Origin of the sequence: Staphylococcus devriesei (assembly GCF_002902625.1) — a bacterium.
In the GTDB taxonomy this organism is placed as follows: Bacteria; Bacillota; Bacilli; order Staphylococcales; family Staphylococcaceae; genus Staphylococcus; species Staphylococcus devriesei.
In genome coordinates, this window is record NZ_PPRG01000002.1 from 43,524 (window position 1) to 61,014 (window position 17,491).

Annotated in this window: 13 protein-coding genes; 4 read left to right on the forward strand and 9 right to left on the reverse strand. The window is 32.8% G+C overall.

Translation table 11 applies throughout. The features are described from left to right. Positions 1 to 395 precede the first annotated feature (395 nt). The 3 genes from nrdF to nrdI all read right to left on the reverse strand — a co-directional run bounded on the left by nrdF (position 396) and on the right by nrdI (position 4,032). Positions 396 to 1,364 carry a class 1b ribonucleoside-diphosphate reductase subunit beta gene (gene nrdF / locus CD147_RS00335; protein ID WP_103165475.1) on the reverse strand — a complete coding sequence of 323 codons (969 nt, stop codon included), beginning with the start codon at positions 1,362 to 1,364 and terminating at the stop codon, positions 396 to 398. Between the two features lie 201 nt (positions 1,365 to 1,565). Next, positions 1,566 to 3,671 (reverse strand): class 1b ribonucleoside-diphosphate reductase subunit alpha, encoded by a 2,106-nt coding sequence (nrdE, locus tag CD147_RS00340; RefSeq protein ID WP_103165476.1) that lies wholly within the window; start codon positions 3,669 to 3,671, stop codon positions 1,566 to 1,568. Beyond that, positions 3,634 to 4,032, reverse strand: coding sequence for a class Ib ribonucleoside-diphosphate reductase assembly flavoprotein NrdI (nrdI, locus tag CD147_RS00345; RefSeq protein ID WP_103165477.1), 399 nt, complete (start codon positions 4,030 to 4,032; stop codon positions 3,634 to 3,636). Before nrdI ends, nrdE begins: the two co-directional genes overlap by 38 nt. Positions 4,033 to 4,819: 787 nt before the next feature. On the opposite strand from nrdI, the gene CD147_RS00350 reads away from it, so the two are divergent. The 4 genes from CD147_RS00350 to CD147_RS00365 all read left to right on the forward strand — a co-directional run bounded on the left by CD147_RS00350 (position 4,820) and on the right by CD147_RS00365 (position 9,324). Then, positions 4,820 to 5,704 (forward strand): DMT family transporter, encoded by an 885-nt coding sequence (locus CD147_RS00350; RefSeq protein ID WP_103165478.1) that lies wholly within the window; start codon positions 4,820 to 4,822, stop codon positions 5,702 to 5,704. Between the two features lie 5 nt (positions 5,705 to 5,709). Then, complete coding sequence (gene queF, locus CD147_RS00355; protein WP_103165479.1) at positions 5,710 to 6,210, forward strand: preQ(1) synthase; 501 nt, start codon at positions 5,710 to 5,712, stop codon at positions 6,208 to 6,210. A gap of 311 nt (positions 6,211 to 6,521) precedes the next feature. Continuing rightward, positions 6,522 to 8,027, forward strand: coding sequence for an S-Cys-Gly-3M3SH uptake peptide MFS transporter (locus tag CD147_RS00360; protein ID WP_103165480.1), 1,506 nt, complete (start codon positions 6,522 to 6,524; stop codon positions 8,025 to 8,027). Positions 8,028 to 8,400: 373 nt separating this feature from the next. Next, positions 8,401 to 9,324 carry a diacylglycerol/lipid kinase family protein gene (locus tag CD147_RS00365; protein ID WP_103165481.1) on the forward strand — a complete coding sequence of 308 codons (924 nt, stop codon included), beginning with the start codon at positions 8,401 to 8,403 and terminating at the stop codon, positions 9,322 to 9,324. Positions 9,325 to 9,411: 87 nt separating this feature from the next. Here the strand turns inward: CD147_RS00365 and CD147_RS00370 are convergent, their stop codons facing one another. The 6 genes from CD147_RS00370 to recQ all read right to left on the reverse strand — a co-directional run bounded on the left by CD147_RS00370 (position 9,412) and on the right by recQ (position 17,481). After that, positions 9,412 to 9,948 carry a 5' nucleotidase, NT5C type gene (locus CD147_RS00370; protein WP_103165482.1) on the reverse strand — a complete coding sequence of 179 codons (537 nt, stop codon included), beginning with the start codon at positions 9,946 to 9,948 and terminating at the stop codon, positions 9,412 to 9,414. A gap of 173 nt (positions 9,949 to 10,121) precedes the next feature. After that, complete coding sequence (gene hisC, locus CD147_RS00375; RefSeq protein ID WP_103165483.1) at positions 10,122 to 11,177, reverse strand: histidinol-phosphate transaminase; 1,056 nt, start codon at positions 11,175 to 11,177, stop codon at positions 10,122 to 10,124. Between the two features lie 127 nt (positions 11,178 to 11,304). Beyond that, complete coding sequence (locus CD147_RS00380) at positions 11,305 to 12,819, reverse strand: peptide MFS transporter (protein WP_103165484.1); 1,515 nt, start codon at positions 12,817 to 12,819, stop codon at positions 11,305 to 11,307. 225 nt (positions 12,820 to 13,044) lie between these two features. Further along, positions 13,045 to 14,559, reverse strand: coding sequence for an ABC transporter permease/substrate-binding protein (locus CD147_RS00385; RefSeq protein ID WP_103165485.1), 1,515 nt, complete (start codon positions 14,557 to 14,559; stop codon positions 13,045 to 13,047). Further along, entirely contained in the window at positions 14,556 to 15,518 is a 963-nt protein-coding gene (locus CD147_RS00390; RefSeq protein ID WP_103165486.1) for an ABC transporter ATP-binding protein, read from the reverse strand. The genes CD147_RS00385 and CD147_RS00390 overlap by 4 nt, the downstream gene beginning before the upstream one ends. A gap of 184 nt (positions 15,519 to 15,702) precedes the next feature. Continuing rightward, entirely contained in the window at positions 15,703 to 17,481 is a 1,779-nt protein-coding gene (gene recQ, locus CD147_RS00395; RefSeq protein ID WP_103165487.1) for a DNA helicase RecQ, read from the reverse strand. Positions 17,482 to 17,491 lie beyond the last annotated feature (10 nt).

Below are 17,491 nucleotides of genomic sequence, written 5' to 3' on the forward strand. Positions count from 1 at the left end.
AATTTGTAATATGTATTTAAAAAATAATATCCTTTAAACGATAATGATTATCATTGTCGTCACTACTAATATTAAAGATTACTATTACGAATTTCAATAGGTTTCCAGATATTTTTAAAATTATATTAAATTAAATGCTATGTTTTTTGGTAAAACAACTTTAATTATCATAAAGACTAATATTTTTAAAAGGTGTAACGGTTAAAATGAGAAATTGGAATCTCGGAGTTCGTTCTAAAAAAGGGTTGATATTGAAATCTAGAGAGAAACGCTATAATTAGCTAAATATAAAGGAGATGTGGTTTTACAGTCTCTTCCTTTTAATTAATTCTTGCCAAAATTAAAAGAACTAGGACATTCCATAAGAATGCCCCAGTCCTACTTTAAGAAATATTTTATTTATCAAAAATGAAATCTTCATCTTGTAACGCTTCTACATTAAGCGCTAATGTGTAACCATCACCCTTAACTGAGAAGAAGTCATGGTTTTTAGTTGTAGTATCTAACGCATTTTCAATAATTGGATTGAATTCTTTTTCTTCAAAGTATGGTTCAAATCCAAGATTAGATAGTGCTTTGTTCCCATTATATTGAACATAGTTAAGCACATCTTCAGTTAAGCCAATATCATCATATAGCATATGAGTGTAAGAAACTTCATTGCTATATAATTCTTCTAATAATTTATACATTTCCTTATCAGCTTTTTGTTTTTCATTCTCAGAAAGTTCATTACGTAAACTTTGAGCATCTAAGCCAGTAAATACGCCATGGATAGATTCATCAAGTAAAATCTTTCTAATAATTTCACCAGATGTAGTCATTTTACCTTGTCCAGCAAGGTATAGAGGATAATAGAAACCTGAGTAGAATAAAAATGTTTCTAGGAACACACTAGATACTCTGGCAATGTATTGATCAAAGATAGAAGCTTCTTTACCCCATAATTTATGATAGTTTTCAATAATTTTATCAGATTTATATTTTAAATGAGGCTCTTCAATTACCCATGTATCTAATAAATAATCTGTCTCGCTAGATGGCAATAACGTTGTAAAAATATGTGAGTAACTCTTGGCATGAATTTGTTCCATCATAGCCATGAAAGAATAAACTGCTTTTTTACGTAAATCAGTAGTATGTAACATGATTAACGGCATGCCATCGTCTGCTTGATGCGTATCTAAACCTGTTAATCCTGCTAATGCACGTTTAAATGTATTTTTCTCATCATCAGTTAATGTCTTCCAACTCGCAATATCCTTTGATACTTTAAATTCTGTTTCTACCCACATTTGGGAGATGTTTTGACGCCAGAACATGTTTGTCATATCTTCTTGAGTGTTCCAATTGACGGCCTTCATTAAAAATTCCTCCTTTATTATTAAAAACCTAAATTACATTAATTAAGAGGACAAGGTACGGGCTTAAGACTAGGGGCTATTAACACTATGCATACTAGAAAGCCGTTGAAAACGACTCTTTACTAGCAACCTACTGACTGAGCCTTAAGCGCTATACCTTCTATCCTCTTTTATTTCTATCTTTAGATGGATTTATTTATATTAAATTGAACAACTTGTACATTCTTCTACACTTAATAATTTATTACGAGTATAGTATAAAGATTTCAGTCCTCTATGGTGAGCATATACGTATAATCTAGATAATTCGCGTGTGGAAATTTCAGAGTTAACGTATAGGATAGTTGAAATTCCTTGATCCACATGTGTTTGAATCGTAGCAATCAAATCAATAAGTTTCATTTGATCTGTGTTAAATGCTGATTTGTAATACCACATTGTTTCAGGTGATAAGAATGGCATTGGATAAAATGTTTCAGCATTACCATAAGTACGACGTTCAATTTGGTCTACAATTGGCATCACTGAACTTGTCGCATTTTGCACATAAGAAATACTTTGAGTCGGTGCAATTGCAAGTCTATAAGCATGGTATAAACCATGCTCTTCTACTGATTGTTGTAATGCTTTCCAATCTTCAGCAGTAGGAATCTCGATATTCTCAAATAAGCGTTTAACTTTTTCATATTGAGGTTTGAATTCTTGCGATGTATAAAATTCGAAATATTTACCATTAGCATAATCCGATTTATCAAAATCTTGATACACTTCTCCACGTTCTTTTGCAATTTCCATTGAGCGTTCAATAGAATAATAATTCATCATCATGAAGAAGATATTAGCAAAATCTTTTGCTTCTTCTGACTCATAGCCAATTTTATTTTTAGCTAGATAACCGTGTAAATTCATTACTCCTAGGCCAACTGAATGTAATTCACTGTTCGCTTTTCTTACGCCAGGTGCATTTTGGATATTAGCTTCATCGCTTACCACTGTTAATGCATCCATACCAATGTGTACTGAATCTTTAAACTTACCAGTTTCCATTACATTAACAATATTTAGTGAACCTAAGTTACAAGAAATATCACGTTTAATTTCATCTTCAATACCATAGTCATTAATTACCGAAGTTTCTTGTAATTGGAAAATTTCAGTACATAAATTACTCATTTTAATTTGACCGATATTTGAATTGGCATGAACTTTATTCGCATTATCTTTAAACATTAGATATGGATAACCTGATTGCAATTGAGTTTGAGCAATCGTATTGAGCATTTCTCTAGCGTCTTTTTTCTTTTTAACAATGTTAGGATTAGCAACCATATCATCGTAATATTTCTCTAGATCGATATCATCTAAAGTCACACCGTACTCTTGTTTTACAGTATGAGGCGCAAACATATAGAAGTCTTTACCTTCTTTAGCTAAATCAAAGAATTTTGAAGGTACAATTAAACCAGTTGAAATAGTAGATAAACGTAAATCTTCATCAGCATTTACTTTTTTAGTATCTAAGAATTCTTCAACATCATAATGGAAGATATTTAAATAGACTGCTCCTGCGCCAGGACGTTGTCCTAATTGGTCAGCGTAACTGAAACCACCTTCAAGTGCCTTAGCTACTGGTAATACGCCTTTAGCAACACCTTTAATTCCTTTAATTGCTTCTCCACGTGCGCGCAATTTAGAAAGATTGATTGCTACACCGCCACCAATTTTACTTAGTTGTTTCGCCGTTGAATCGATAAAGTTAATTGAGTTTAAGCTATCATCGACTTCTAATAAGAAACATGACACTAATTCACCACGGCGTGCACGTCCAGCATTTAGGAATGTTGGTGTAGCTGGTTGATAGCGTTGTTCAACCATAGCTAAAATAAACTGTTTAGCTTGTTGCTTATTACCGCTAGCCAAATACAATGCTACTATCGCTACATGTTGATTGTAGTCTTCTAAAAATTGAGTTTTATCATTAGTTTTTAATGCATAATCTTTATAAAATTTACTTGCTGACATGTAGCTAGCAAACTCAAAGTTAATAGATTTAGCAAATTCTGTAATTTCAATTAAGTCCTCTTCACTATATATTTCGAAGACATTAAAATAAAAATTATTGTCTACTAAATAGTGTAAACGTTCAATCTCATTGTCGAAATAAATTGTTTTATCATGAATTTCTTCTAGATAGACTTTTAATGCTTCTTGATCTTTTTCTAAATTAAAGAAACCATTATCTTTACGCTTTGTAACTTCATTATTCAACTCAATATGATTGTATTTTTTCTCGTCCATAATCTTCATTAAAATGCCCCACCTTATTTTTAAATTCAATAACATCTTTGTTGGTACCTTGTACTTCAAACTTCATTAATAAAGGCACGTCATACGATTCAGAAATCGTTTGCCCTGCTTTAGCAAAGTTCTGACCCCAATTACGATTACCACTCGCTGCTACGGCACGTAAGTTGAGATGATTAACTTCTAGAAATGATTGCACTTCCTGAGGCACCTCGCCAAATCCGATTGTTCCAGTCACTAAAATATAAGGCTCATTAATAATGTCCTTACAATTATCTTTAGTAATTTCCATTACATCTGTCAGTTCACTTCGTTTTATAAATCTACGTACATTTCCAGAAAAAGAAAAATAAACTACCTTCATTGGAACGCCTTCCTTCGTCAATCTATATAATTAATTAAAAAGAAGTTCTCTTAGATACATAAGAAAACTGTCCAAAATGAATACGATATATTTTTCGACATTTATAATTTAGTCGACAAGCTAATAGTTCATTTAGTTAAAATAATTACTTGGATTATTTAACCACTACATATAGTGTTTAAACTAAAATATCTTATCATTTATTTTACGTAGCTCGTTCGTATTAATAGCGTTAATTTAAGGAAAATCTTAGTTGAAAGAGTGTGAAATTTCCTTTAAATTGAATTATTTATATCACTCTCAAAACATCTATAAACACAACATATTGTGTTCGATTTCTAAAACCAACACTATATTCTGTGTTTTATTATACAGAATTGCTCCTGCAATTAAAAGTCACTATTTAGTGACAAAAGTTCGTGAAAATCGTAGAACGTGCGTCACGACGAACTTAAATTCATCCAAAATTTTTATTTTATAATTCCGAGCAATTTTACTTGCATTTTAAAAAATAATGGTAACTATTGAGTTATCAACGTTCTTAAAGGTTATCATTTTATTCTGACAATATATTTTGCACCGTTATTTAAAAACTTTTCATTTTTAAATTAAAAACACGAATATAATTCGTTGCTTTGATATGAAAAGATAAGTTTATATTTATATAGAACGTTTGTTCGTATTAAAATCATAATATAACTCCCTTCTTATTGCAAGTACTTATGCAAGAGCAAATGAAGTGTGCTACTATATATACGGTAATTTTTTAAAAATGAGGCGATAAACCTTGAATTCAAAAGTTAAAGGAATCATTGCTATTCTTATTTCGGCTATAGGTTTTAGTTTTATGTCTGTCTTTTTTAGATTAGCTGGAGACTTGCCTGTATTTCAAAAATCTTTAGCTAGAAATTTCGTTGCAATGTTTATTCCATTATTTTTTATATTTAAATATAAACAGCCTATGTTCGGAAAATTAAGCAGCCAACCACTCTTAATTACACGCTCGACATTAGGGCTTATAGGTGTGTTATTGAATATTTACGCTATCGATCATATGGTGTTAAGTGATGCCGATACTTTAATGAAACTTAATCCCTTTTGGACTATTCTACTCAGTTTAATTTTTCTCAATGAAAAGGTTCGTAAATATCAAATCATCGCAATGATAGTAGCTATATTTGGTATGCTTTTCATCGTTAAACCAGAATTTTCATCAACTATGATCACCTCTCTATCAGGGTTATTTTCAGGTATCTTCGCCGCTTCAGCTTATACTTGTGTGCGGGCATTAAGCACTAGAGAAGCACCTTATACAATCGTGTTTTATTTTTCATTATTTTCTGTAGTCGTTTTAATTCCTTTTTCAATCGTGACATTCGAACCAATGTCTTCAATTCAAATGATTTATCTACTAGGTGCCGGTCTTTCAGCCGCAGTTGGACAAATTGGCATCACTTTAGCTTATAGTTTCGCCCCTGCAAAAGATATTTCTATCTTTACGTATGCGTCTATTATCTTTACAGCTATATTTGGCTTTATTTTATTCGGAGAAACGCCTGATTTCTATGCATTAATGGGTTATGTCATTATTATCGGTGCTAGTTACTACATGTTTGAAAAGGCGCGACGCCAACGTGTATTACCAGAACAATATAACAATACTAAGGAGTGAGTATATTGACTCAAGGAAGACAAAAAGAAGATTTACAAGATATTACGTTATTAGGCAATCAAAACAATAAATACGAATTTGACTATACACCCGAAGTACTGGAAACTTTTGAGAATAAACATCAAGGACGCGATTACTTTGTAAAGTTTAATTGCCCAGAATTTACTTCTCTCTGCCCTATTACAGGTCAACCAGATTTTGCAACAATTTATATTTCATATATTCCAAATATAAAAATGGTTGAGTCTAAATCATTAAAACTTTATTTATTTAGTTTTAGAAATCATGGTGATTTTCACGAAGATTGTATGAATATAATAATGAATGATTTGATTCAGTTGATGGATCCTCATTATATTGAAGTTTGGGGTAAATTCACTCCACGTGGTGGTATTTCCATCGATCCATACACAAATTATGGCCGCCCAAATTCTAAATATGAAAAAATGGCTGAACATCGTTTAATGAACCATGACATGTATCCAGAAAAAATTGATAATCGTTAAGTAAAAATTTGTTATTCCACTAAATTGTTTGACAATTTAGTGGAATTTTTTTATTTTTTGGTTAATTTCCTTAAATTTACTATTGCCTATTAAAGAATTAAAGCGTATTTTATTAATATCCCTAATTTTCTATAAGAATATAGTAAATATAAATAACAAACTTTATTCTTAATAGATAGATTAATATTTAAAAACAGACTGAAAATTCTAAAAATTTCTATTTTTACGAAATCATTTTATTATTTATGATTCCTAAAAGCTGTATTTTAGTAAGATTTAGTCATTAAGTGAAAGAAAGGGTTGGGAAACTTATGACAACAAACAATACTCATGAACAAGCAGTTCAATCAATTCCTCAGAGAGGATTTTTCGGGCATCCTAGAGGATTAGGTGTTCTTTTCTTTGTAGAGTTCTGGGAAAGATTTAGTTACTATGGCATGCGTGCTATGCTTATCTTCTACATGTACTTTGCAATTAAAGATGGTGGTTTAGGTATCGATCAAACGACTGCAATGTCAATCATGTCAGTTTATGGTGCACTTATCTACATGTCATCAATTCCTGGCGCATGGGTTGCAGATAGACTTGTAGGAACACGTGGCGCTACGCTTATAGGTGCAATACTAATCATCCTAGGTCACATTTGTTTAAGCTTACCTTTTGCAATGTTCGGCTTATTCTCTTCAATGTTCTTTATCATTATTGGTTCAGGTTTAATGAAACCTAATATTTCAAATGTCGTTGGTCGTTTGTACCCTGAAAATGATACACGTATGGATGCTGGATTTGTTATTTTCTACATGTCAGTTAACCTAGGTGCCTTAATCTCACCTATCATCCTACAACATTTCATTAATATTAAAAACTTCCACGCTGGTTTCTCAATTGCCGCTATCGGTATGGCATTAGGACTTGTTTGGTATATGCTTTTCAATAAGAAAAATTTAGGTAGTGTGGGCATGAAACCTACCAATCCACTAACTTCTGAAGAAAAAAGAAGATACGGATTAATCGTCGGTAGCGTAGTTGCTATTATCATCGTCGTATTATTAGTTACATATTACACTCAAACTTTATCATTCAATTTAATTAGCAACACTGTATTAGTACTCGGTATCGCTTTGCCTATCATCTACTTTACAACTATGATTCGTAGTAAAGAAGTGACTGATGTAGAACGTTCTCGTGTTAAAGCGTTCATTCCATTATTTATTCTCGGAATGTTGTTCTGGGCTATTCAAGAACAAGGTTCTAACGTATTAAATATTTACGGATTAGAACGTTCTGACATGCAAATGAACTTATTTGGTTGGAAGACAGGTTTTGGAGAAGCATGGTTCCAATCAATTAATCCACTATTCATTCTATTGTTTGCCCCAGTTGTTTCAATGATTTGGTTAAAGATGGGTAAAAAACAACCAAGTTTACCAGTTAAATTTGGTCTCGGAACATTATTAGCCGGTGCTTCTTACATTTTAATTGGACTTATCGGTATGAGTTATGGTGATACACACTTCTCAGTTAACTGGGTTATCTTATCTTATGTCGTTTGTGTAATCGGCGAATTATGTTTATCACCTACTGGTAATAGTGCCGCCGTTAAATTAGCACCTAAAGCATTTAACGCTCAAATGATGAGTATTTGGTTATTAACAAATGCATCAGCTCAAGCATTAAACGGCACGTTAGTTAAATTAATTAAACCATTAGGTCAAACTAATTACTTTATTTTCTTAGGTTCTGTTGCTATTGTCATTACAATCATCATTTTAGCTTTCACTCCTAAGATTTCTAAAGCTATGAAAGGTATTCATTAATCTATTCCATCATTAAAAGAAGCTGAGCCATTACTATAAAATGGTTCAGCTTCTTTTAGCAGTAGTTGTCTGAGATGAAATTAAGATATTAATGGTTTGTGTGTGTTAGGAAACTAATAAAAAGTGGCACTACTTCTCTTTCCTACGATTAGTCAACCTTACCGGAGCAGGACTACGAAATCTTTGAAATTGCATTGCATTATATTTCTGTCCCGCTCCCTAGATTTCTATCATCGCTCCATTTTCTTTGTATGATAAGCTAAATAATGGCATGATAGATACTTAAGGAACTCTTAATTTTTAAATTTATCATTAGAAAGAAGATATCTAGGGTAAAAAGTAAAAGTTAAAAAATGAAAGTAGGCATGAAGAGATGGATCAAAAATTCAATCATGGCGTTCTCTTTTACCATGAACATAGTGGTATTAAAAATATATATGAAGGTTTAGGAGAAGTTACTAAATCTCTTACTACAATATGTAAGCACTTATCTATTCAGTTAAGTGAAAATGAAGGCGACATTATTAAATACTGTGAAAAAATTAAAAACCACGATTATAGTAGCGATGTCGACGTTGTATTTATACTTGGCGGAGACGGTACTGTAAACGAACTCGTGAACGGTGTAATGAAACATGATTTAAACGTCCCTATTGGCGTTATCCCTGGGGGTACATTTAATGACTTTTCTAAAACATTAAATCTAGACCCTGATTTTAAAAAAGCGAGTGAACAATTAAAGTCTTCTCATATAGAGTCTTATGACGTAATGAAAGTTAATGATAGCTATGTGTTAAACTTTGTCGGTTTAGGTTTAATTGTACAAAATGCTGAAAATGTTCAAGAAGGCCGTAAAGATATTTTTGGTAAATTAAGCTACATTGGTTCTACCGTTAAAACATTAATGAATCCTGAGTATTTTGACTATACGTTAAATGTGGATGGTAAAGAATATAGTGGCAACATTTCTATGTTAGTTATTGCGAATGGACCTAACATCGGTGGTGGGCGTATTCCTCTAATGGATTTATCTCCACAAGATGGAAAAGTTAATACCTTTATCTTTGATAGACAGAGTTTTACTATCTTAAATGATGTCTTTAAAAAGCGAGATAGTATGGATTGGAATGAAATAACTAATGGCATTGACCACATTGAAGGCTCACATATCACACTTTCTACAGAACCTTCAATGAAAGTAGACATCGATGGAGAAATCGGTTTACAAACACCGATAACTATTGAAGTACTTCCTAAAGCACTTCAGATTCTTACTTTTCCTGTAGATGAAGCGTAAACTAAAATAACCAAAAGATGCAAAAAGCGATTAAGGTTGATAACACGGAAACTCGTGTAATATTGTAACCTTAATCGCTTTCTTTATTTATTCTTCGCCTAAAAATAAAGCTTCTACATCTTTCCACCCATTCACACGTTGGAAACGTTCTTCGTTAATATTGTGAGAAGCAGTGAAGATAATGGGTTCACCTTCAAATATCTGTAATTGGCGTGGATTATCATCAATTAAATAGTCCGTTTTCACCACATTTTTACGGCCACAAAATATAAAGTGTTGTGGATCTAAAAATGGGAAAAATTCTAATAACCATTCATATTTATCATGAAATGATGTAGGCACATCCATTGCTGCTGTTGCGATATATACATCATAATGTTGTGTTAATTTCTCAACCACTTCTTGCGCGTGTGGCATCACTGTTAAATTTCTAAAAAAGCCAGGCGCTCTTAAAATATCACGTACAAGTCCATCGTGTTCTGGTATAACATGTTTTAATTTTTGACCGTTTAGTGATTCTACTGTAATACCTAATTCTGTTTTTATATTTACCACTTCAATAATCGCACCCAACGTATCTGCTAATACTTCATCCATATCTATTGCAATAGATTTTCTAGACATATTATCTCTCCCTTAATCATCACCTATATATTGTTAAAGTATAGCAAAAAAATGAAGAGTGGAACACAGAAGTAAAGTGACCATTCGATTATAATCAATACAACCGATGCGCCCCTAATTCCAAACTCTTCCACTCTTTACTTATATACTAGACAATTTATTTAGTGTCTCGTTTAATAGTTAAAATTCTTTAATACTTCAATCATCTTATCATTTTGTTCTGGGAAACCAACCGTAATACGTAAACCGTTTGGGAACGGACGTGTAATACACCCTACATTTAATAGCTCTTCATATAATTCTTTGTGTTTATCTGTTACGATAAACACAAAGTTTGTTTGACTTGGTAAAAAGTGTTCGCTTTGCGCAATATCATAAAATTTTTGACGCTCTTGCGCATTTTTTACCGTAATCTCTTTTAAGTATGCTTGGTCCTCTAAAGCCGCAAGTGCTGCATATTCTGAAAGACGCGTAATATTAAATGGTGGACGGATGATGTTCCACTTTTCAATAGCAGCATTTGTCGCTACTACATAACCAATACGTAAGCCTGCTAACCCGTATGCTTTTGAAAATGTTCTTAATAAGAATGCATTATCGAAACGTTCTTGTAATTTCAGCGTATCTGGATAATCATCTGCCGTTACAAATTCAAAATATGCCTCATCAATTAATACGGGTACATGACTAGGCACACGTTCTAAAAAGCGTTCTAACTCTTCATGGCTAAAATAAGTTCCGGTTGGATTATTTGGATTACATAACCACACTAATGCCGTATCATTATCCACTTGTTTTAGGATTTCTTCTAAATCAAAGCCATAGTCTTTCAGTGGAACTTGAACGACCTCTGCAGACTCAACAATTGCATTATGATAGTATTGACCAAATGTACCTTCGCTAGTCACAATTTTATCTCCAGGTGTTAACACTGCTCTCGAAATCATTAAAATGACTTCATCTAAACCAGCACCGAATAAAATTCTAGAAGCATCTACATTCAAGTGCTCACTAATCGCTTTACGTAATAAAGGTGACCCAGTTTCTGGATAATAAAATAATTCGTCTAAATGATCTTTAATCGCTGTTTTAACTTTTGGCGAAGGGCCGTATAGATTTTCATTGGAAGCAAGTTTATATAACTCACCTTCAATACCATGTTTTTCTTTAAGTGCTGGTGGTGACAAGCCTGGTTGATATGCTGATAATTGATTTAACTGTTGTTTCATTTACAACCTCTCCTTCTCTTAAATATTAAACATTTAATTAAATGATATTGTACTTGCTCTCCTATGTGAAAATGCCTACCTTCTAGCTCGTTGTGATGATAATCAATACTCTTAATACTATCTTACTCTAATGAACACCATTCATTGCTTTTTTAACCATTGGTGAAATAGCAACGAGTAGAATACCAATCACTAAAGTAAACAATCCTGAATATAAAAAGAATTGCTTCTCGCTAATCATTTTAAATAATACTACAATTTGACTGTTCAAACTTTGAGCTGTCGCGTTACTGAGCATCCATAGTGCCATCATTTGTGCAGAGAATTTTGCAGGAGCTAATTTCGAAGTCACTGACAACCCCACTGGTGAAATACATAATTCGCCAATTGTAATAAGTAAGAAACTTACAATCAACCATAATGGATGAATTAAATGGGTATTGCCACTTAATGGGATAATCATTACTAAATATGAGAAACCAGCAAATATAGCACCTAGCGCAAATTTATACACTGTACTAGGATTATGTTTCCCTAATTTAGTCCATAGATTAGCAAATAAAGGCGCTAACAGAATGATAAACACAGGATTAATAGACTGGAACCAGGCAGCCGGAATATGGAAGTTAATCAATCCATGTGTGAGTTTACCTAAACTTAACTGTGTTTTTTGGTCGGCAAAGTTAGCTAAAATCGTTGACCCTTGTTCTTGAATCATCCAAAAAGCTACAGACGTAATAAATAATGGTATGTAACTATAGATTCTTGAACGTTCCTCTTTGCGTGTCTTCTGACTTGATAACATATAGATAAAAATTCCAATGGGCAACACGATGCCTACAAACGTTATAATCACACTAAAGCTTCCTAAGTTAAGATTCCCAAAAAGATGTAAAACCACTAGTACTATTATAAATACTGCAATAACTATTCCTGTAATCATCGATAACGATTTAATTTCATCTTTTCTTAATGGATTTGGCACACTTAAACCGGCAAGTCCTAGACTTTTCTTATTCGTAATTAGATATGTAACTAGTCCAATGAACATACCAATTGCCGCTATCGCAAAACCAAAGTGAAAGCCAAGTCGTGTTTGTAAATAGCCAGTTATAAATGGAGATAAAAAGCTTCCTAAGTTAATCCCCATATAAAAGATAGTAAACGCTGCATCTAAACGTCTATCATTATGATCATATAACTCTCCTACGGTTGTAGAGATGTTTGGTTTTAGTAAACCAGTACCTGCTATTAATAGTAATAATGCAATCATCACTACTGTCAGGTTTCCAGGTATAGTCAACATAATATGACCAAACATAATTAATATACCGCCATAAAAGAGCGCATGACGTGTACCTATGATTCTATCTGCTATCCATCCTCCGATGGTACCAGACATATAAATAAGCGCTCCATATAGTGAGACGATTTGCAACGCTGTAGCTTGAGGTAAACCGAAACCACCTTTACTCACTGAGTAATATAGGTAGAAAGCTAAAATGGCTTTCATACCGTAATAACTGAATCGCTCCCAAAATTCAGTAAAAAATAGTGTACTTAGGCCTCTGGGATGTCCAAAAAAGCCTTTCTGCGGTACGCTTTTAACAATTTCTTGTCTCGAATAATTCTTCGTATTCATTTCTCCACCCCTTAAAAAATACATATATTATTATGTATTTAAATTCTAGTTTAAATAAAATCGTTTCAGATTACAACTCTATCTATATCTTTTTCAATTAATAGTTGTCTAAAAATAGCGAAAATTGATAGAAATTTAGGGTGCGAAATAGATGTTTACTACCAAACTAAAAGCTAGGACATTTTCGTATTAATGTCCTAGCTTCTATTCCAAATTATTTAGTTTTTACTTTACTAAGCCTTCTTTTTCTAAATATTGCTTAGCCACTTTATATGGATCTTCATTTTTCACAGTAACTTTATAGTTCATTTCTTGCATTTCTTCATCTGAGATTTTATTTTCCAATTTGTTTAATGGTTTTTTAATTTCCGGATGATCTTTCAAGAATTTTTCTTTAAACATTGGAGCGCCTTGGTATGGTGGGAAGACATGTTTATCATCGTCAAGCACAACCATATCATATTGTTTTAATTCGGCATCTGTTGAATAGGCATCTATTAAATTAATATTACCTTTCTCAACAGCTGTGTAACGTAACTTAGGTTCCATTTGTTTAATATTCGATAAATCTAAGTCATAAGCCTTGGCAACCGCTTTATATCCATCAGGACGATCTTTAAATTCCATCGTAAAACCTGGCTTAATTTTATCTTCAACCTTTTGTAAATCGCCAATCGTTTTAATATTATACTTTTTAGCAAAATCTTTTTTCACTGCTAAAGCATACGTATTATTATATTTCATCGGTTTCAACATCGTCATATCATATTTCTTTTCAAGACTTTGTTTTGCTTGATTATAAACTGCTGCTTCTTTCTTAGATTTAAGCTCTTCTTTCGTTAATTCGCCTAATACAGTCCCTGTAAATTCTAAGTAACCGTCAATATCGTCTGATTTCAATGCGTTAAAGAGAAATGAGGTTTTACCCATGCCATCTTTTACTTCTACCGTGTTATCTGTTTCTTCTTCAATCAGTATCTTATACATATTTGTAATAATTGATGGTTCCGAACCTAACTTACCAGCCATTGTAATCGTGTCACCCTTTTTCCCGAAAAGTGGTACTACAATAGCCAATAAAATAATTAATATAATAACACCAGTAGTAATTAGTATCTTCTTATAAGATAATTTCTCAACATAGCGTAAAATTAAATCAAAGACGATAGCTAATAAGGCAGCAGGAATGGCTCCAATGAGAATAAGAGATGTATTATTTCGATCAATACCGAGTAAAATTAAGTCTCCTAAACCACCTGCACCAATTAATGCGGCTAATGTAGCTGTCCCAATAATTAATACCATCGCTGTGCGAATCCCAGCCATAATGACTGGCATCGCTATAGGTAATTCAACTTTAGTTAAACGACGTATCGGTTTCATACCTATACCTTTTGCCGCTTCAATGAGTGAGGGATCTACTTCTTGAATACCTGTGTATGTATTTCTTAGAATTGGTAATAACGCATAGACAACTAATGCAATAACTGCTGGAACTCTTCCAATACCAAAAATAGGAATCATTAACCCTAGTAATGCTAATGATGGGATAGTTTGCAGTATTGCTGCGATATTCATTACAATTTCAGATAATTTCTTAGTCTTAGTTAAGGCAATACCTAAAGGCACTGCGATTAAAATGGCTATAAATAACGCTATAAATGAAATTTGGATATGTTCAAATATCGTTCGAAGTACTTCGCCTTTACGATCACTAAGTGTGGTTAACAATTCATTCATGCTTTAACCTCCTTATCAGTCTCGGATAAATATTTAAAGATATCTTCACGCTTTAATAATGACTGAGTTGAGGTTTTAGTATCTTCAACAATCACAGCTTCATGTTGTGCCATTAATGAATAGAGGTTAGAAAGCTTAGTATTATTTTTTACTACTGGATAATTATGTTGAGTACTGTTTTCTGTCACAGGTGTAACGATATCTAAATCTTTTAATTGTAAATGGTCTTTATCTTGAATTAAATGACTTCCCATAAATGTCTCTACAAACTCGTTGTTAGGATGTTCACGGAAACCTTGAGGTGTGTCAATTTGTTCTACGTGGCCTTTATTAAGTAAGCAAATGCGGTCTCCTAATTTCATTGCTTCCTGAATATCATGCGTTACAAATATAATTGTCTTTTTAATTTTAGTTTGTAAGTCTAATAAATCGTCTTGGAGTTTTTCACGACTAATAGGATCAAGCGCGCTAAAAGGCTCATCCATCAATATAACCGGTGGGTCGGCAGCCAAAGCTCGGATAACACCTACCCTTTGTCGTTGCCCTCCTGATAATTCATCTGGTTTACGGTCGCGATATTTTTCTGGTTCTAATCCGACCATATCGAGCAATTCATCTACACGTTGATTTATATCACTATCTTTCCACTTTTTCATTTGTGGAACTTGGGCAATATTCTCTTTAATCGACATATGTGGAAATAATGCAATCTGTTGTAATACATATCCTATGTCCCACCGCATTTCATAAACTGGGTAATCACTGATTGGCTTATCTTTAAAATAGATGTACCCCTCACTTAATGGGATGAGACGATTAATCATTTTTAACGTTGTCGTTTTACCACAACCTGATGGGCCTATAAATACGAAAAATTCTCCTTCATTTATTTTAAAACTCATATTCTCGACGGCTATACTCTTACCGTAATACTTTGATACATTTTTAAATTCAATCATCTAGTCACCTTCATTTATCCTGCCTATACAGACTTTTCCATTTATATACCCTATTAAAGCATATTTAAAGATAAATTCACATTTAATTGATTTTATTAATAGGATTAATTCTGATATTTAAAAATAAAAATAAAAAAAAGTAAGACTCAATACAATAGTATGTATTAAATCTTACCTTTATAGTCTAAATATTTGTCTTATATGTTTGGATTTTCTCTAGGAATTTTGGACAGTAGTGTTTTAACTTATAGCTACCTACGCCATCAATAGAAATCATTTCTTGTTTTGATTCAGGCTTACGTTTGGCAAACTCTTCTAATGTATAATCTGAAAAGATACTGACCGGCGCAATGTTTAATTTCTCACTTAGTTTACGTCGTACTTCAACAAGCTCGCTATACAACGCACGATCCACGCCTTCAAGTGTGTTGATATAAACTTTTTCTTTCGACTTTTGCTTGAACGGTGAGGTGTATACTTTTTTATCGTTACTAAGTAACTGCTTAACACTCTCATCACACGTTAAGATTTCTTCATACTCGTTTAAAAAACCTTTGAAGCGCAACTCATCAATTAAATGGCTTAATTCTGATGTCGTATAGTCTTTCATCAAACCGTGTGTCGTCAATTTGTCATAATCGTTATATTTTATATAATCACTTATTTCACCACGTAACACTTGAATAATAACGCTATAACTTTCTTGTTGACGCATGCGAGCGATACAACTAATAATCATTTTTGCTTCTTTAGTCATATCGTATGTTTTATTTTGTTGAATACAACTACTACATTGACCACACTCTTCTAATTTTTCATTTGGTTCAAAATAGTGCACAATCGTCGCTTCTAAACATTTTTTAGTTTTTGTATATTGAAGCATTTTAGTGAGCTTTTCACCCATTTTCTCTTTGTAATCATCATCTGCTTGTGACACTGTAATAAAATATTCATGTAGTCCTTTATCTCGTTCACTAAATAATAAAATACATTCACTGTCTAACCCATCACGACCTGCACGTCCTGCTTCTTGATAATAAGATTCAAGGTCTCCTGGCATATTATAATGAATGACGTATCTTACATTTGATTTATCAATCCCCATACCAAATGCATTTGTTGCTATAACAACCTTGATACGATCATAAACAAAATCATTTTGAGCTGTCTCACGTTCTTTATTCGACAGGCCAGCATGATAAATTGCAGTTTTAACATTAACGGAATCTAATGCTTCTTGTAACTCTTCAACTTGTTTACGTGTAGAACAATAAATAATCCCGGCTTGTTCCTTATGTTTCTGTACGTAATCAATCACAAATTTTTGACGCTGATAAGTTGGATTTACTTTAAAAATAAGGTTTCGACGTTTCGTACTCGTCTTCACTTCATCATGTTTATCAATATTTAACTTGCCCATAATATCTTGTTGGACTTCAGCGGTTGCTGTGGCTGTCAAAGCGACAATTGTAAAATCTTGTGGTAAAGCAAACACTTTATGAATGACACTTTGATAACTTGGTCTAAAATCATGTCCCCACTTAGAAATACAATGTGCTTCATCAAACGCAATAAGATGGATATTAATTTTACTCAATAAATTTAAAAAATATTTGTTATCGAAACGTTCAGGCGCAACATATAAAAACTGAATCTCCCCTGAGAGTAAGTCGCTTTCAATATCTTTTTGTTGTTTTTTACTCAAGCTACTATTTAGATAAGTCGCTTTAATTCCCATCGCCTTCAATTGATCTACTTGGTCTTTCATCAAAGAAATTAAAGGACTTATTACAATAGTGGTCCCACCTAGCATTAAACCAGGTACTTGATAACATATCGATTTACCTCCTCCTGTAGGTAAGACCCCTAAGACATTACGATGTTCCATTATTTTAGTTATAATTTCTTTTTGTCCAGGTCTAAACGTGTCATAACCAAAATAATGCGATAATGTTGCTTCCATACACACATTC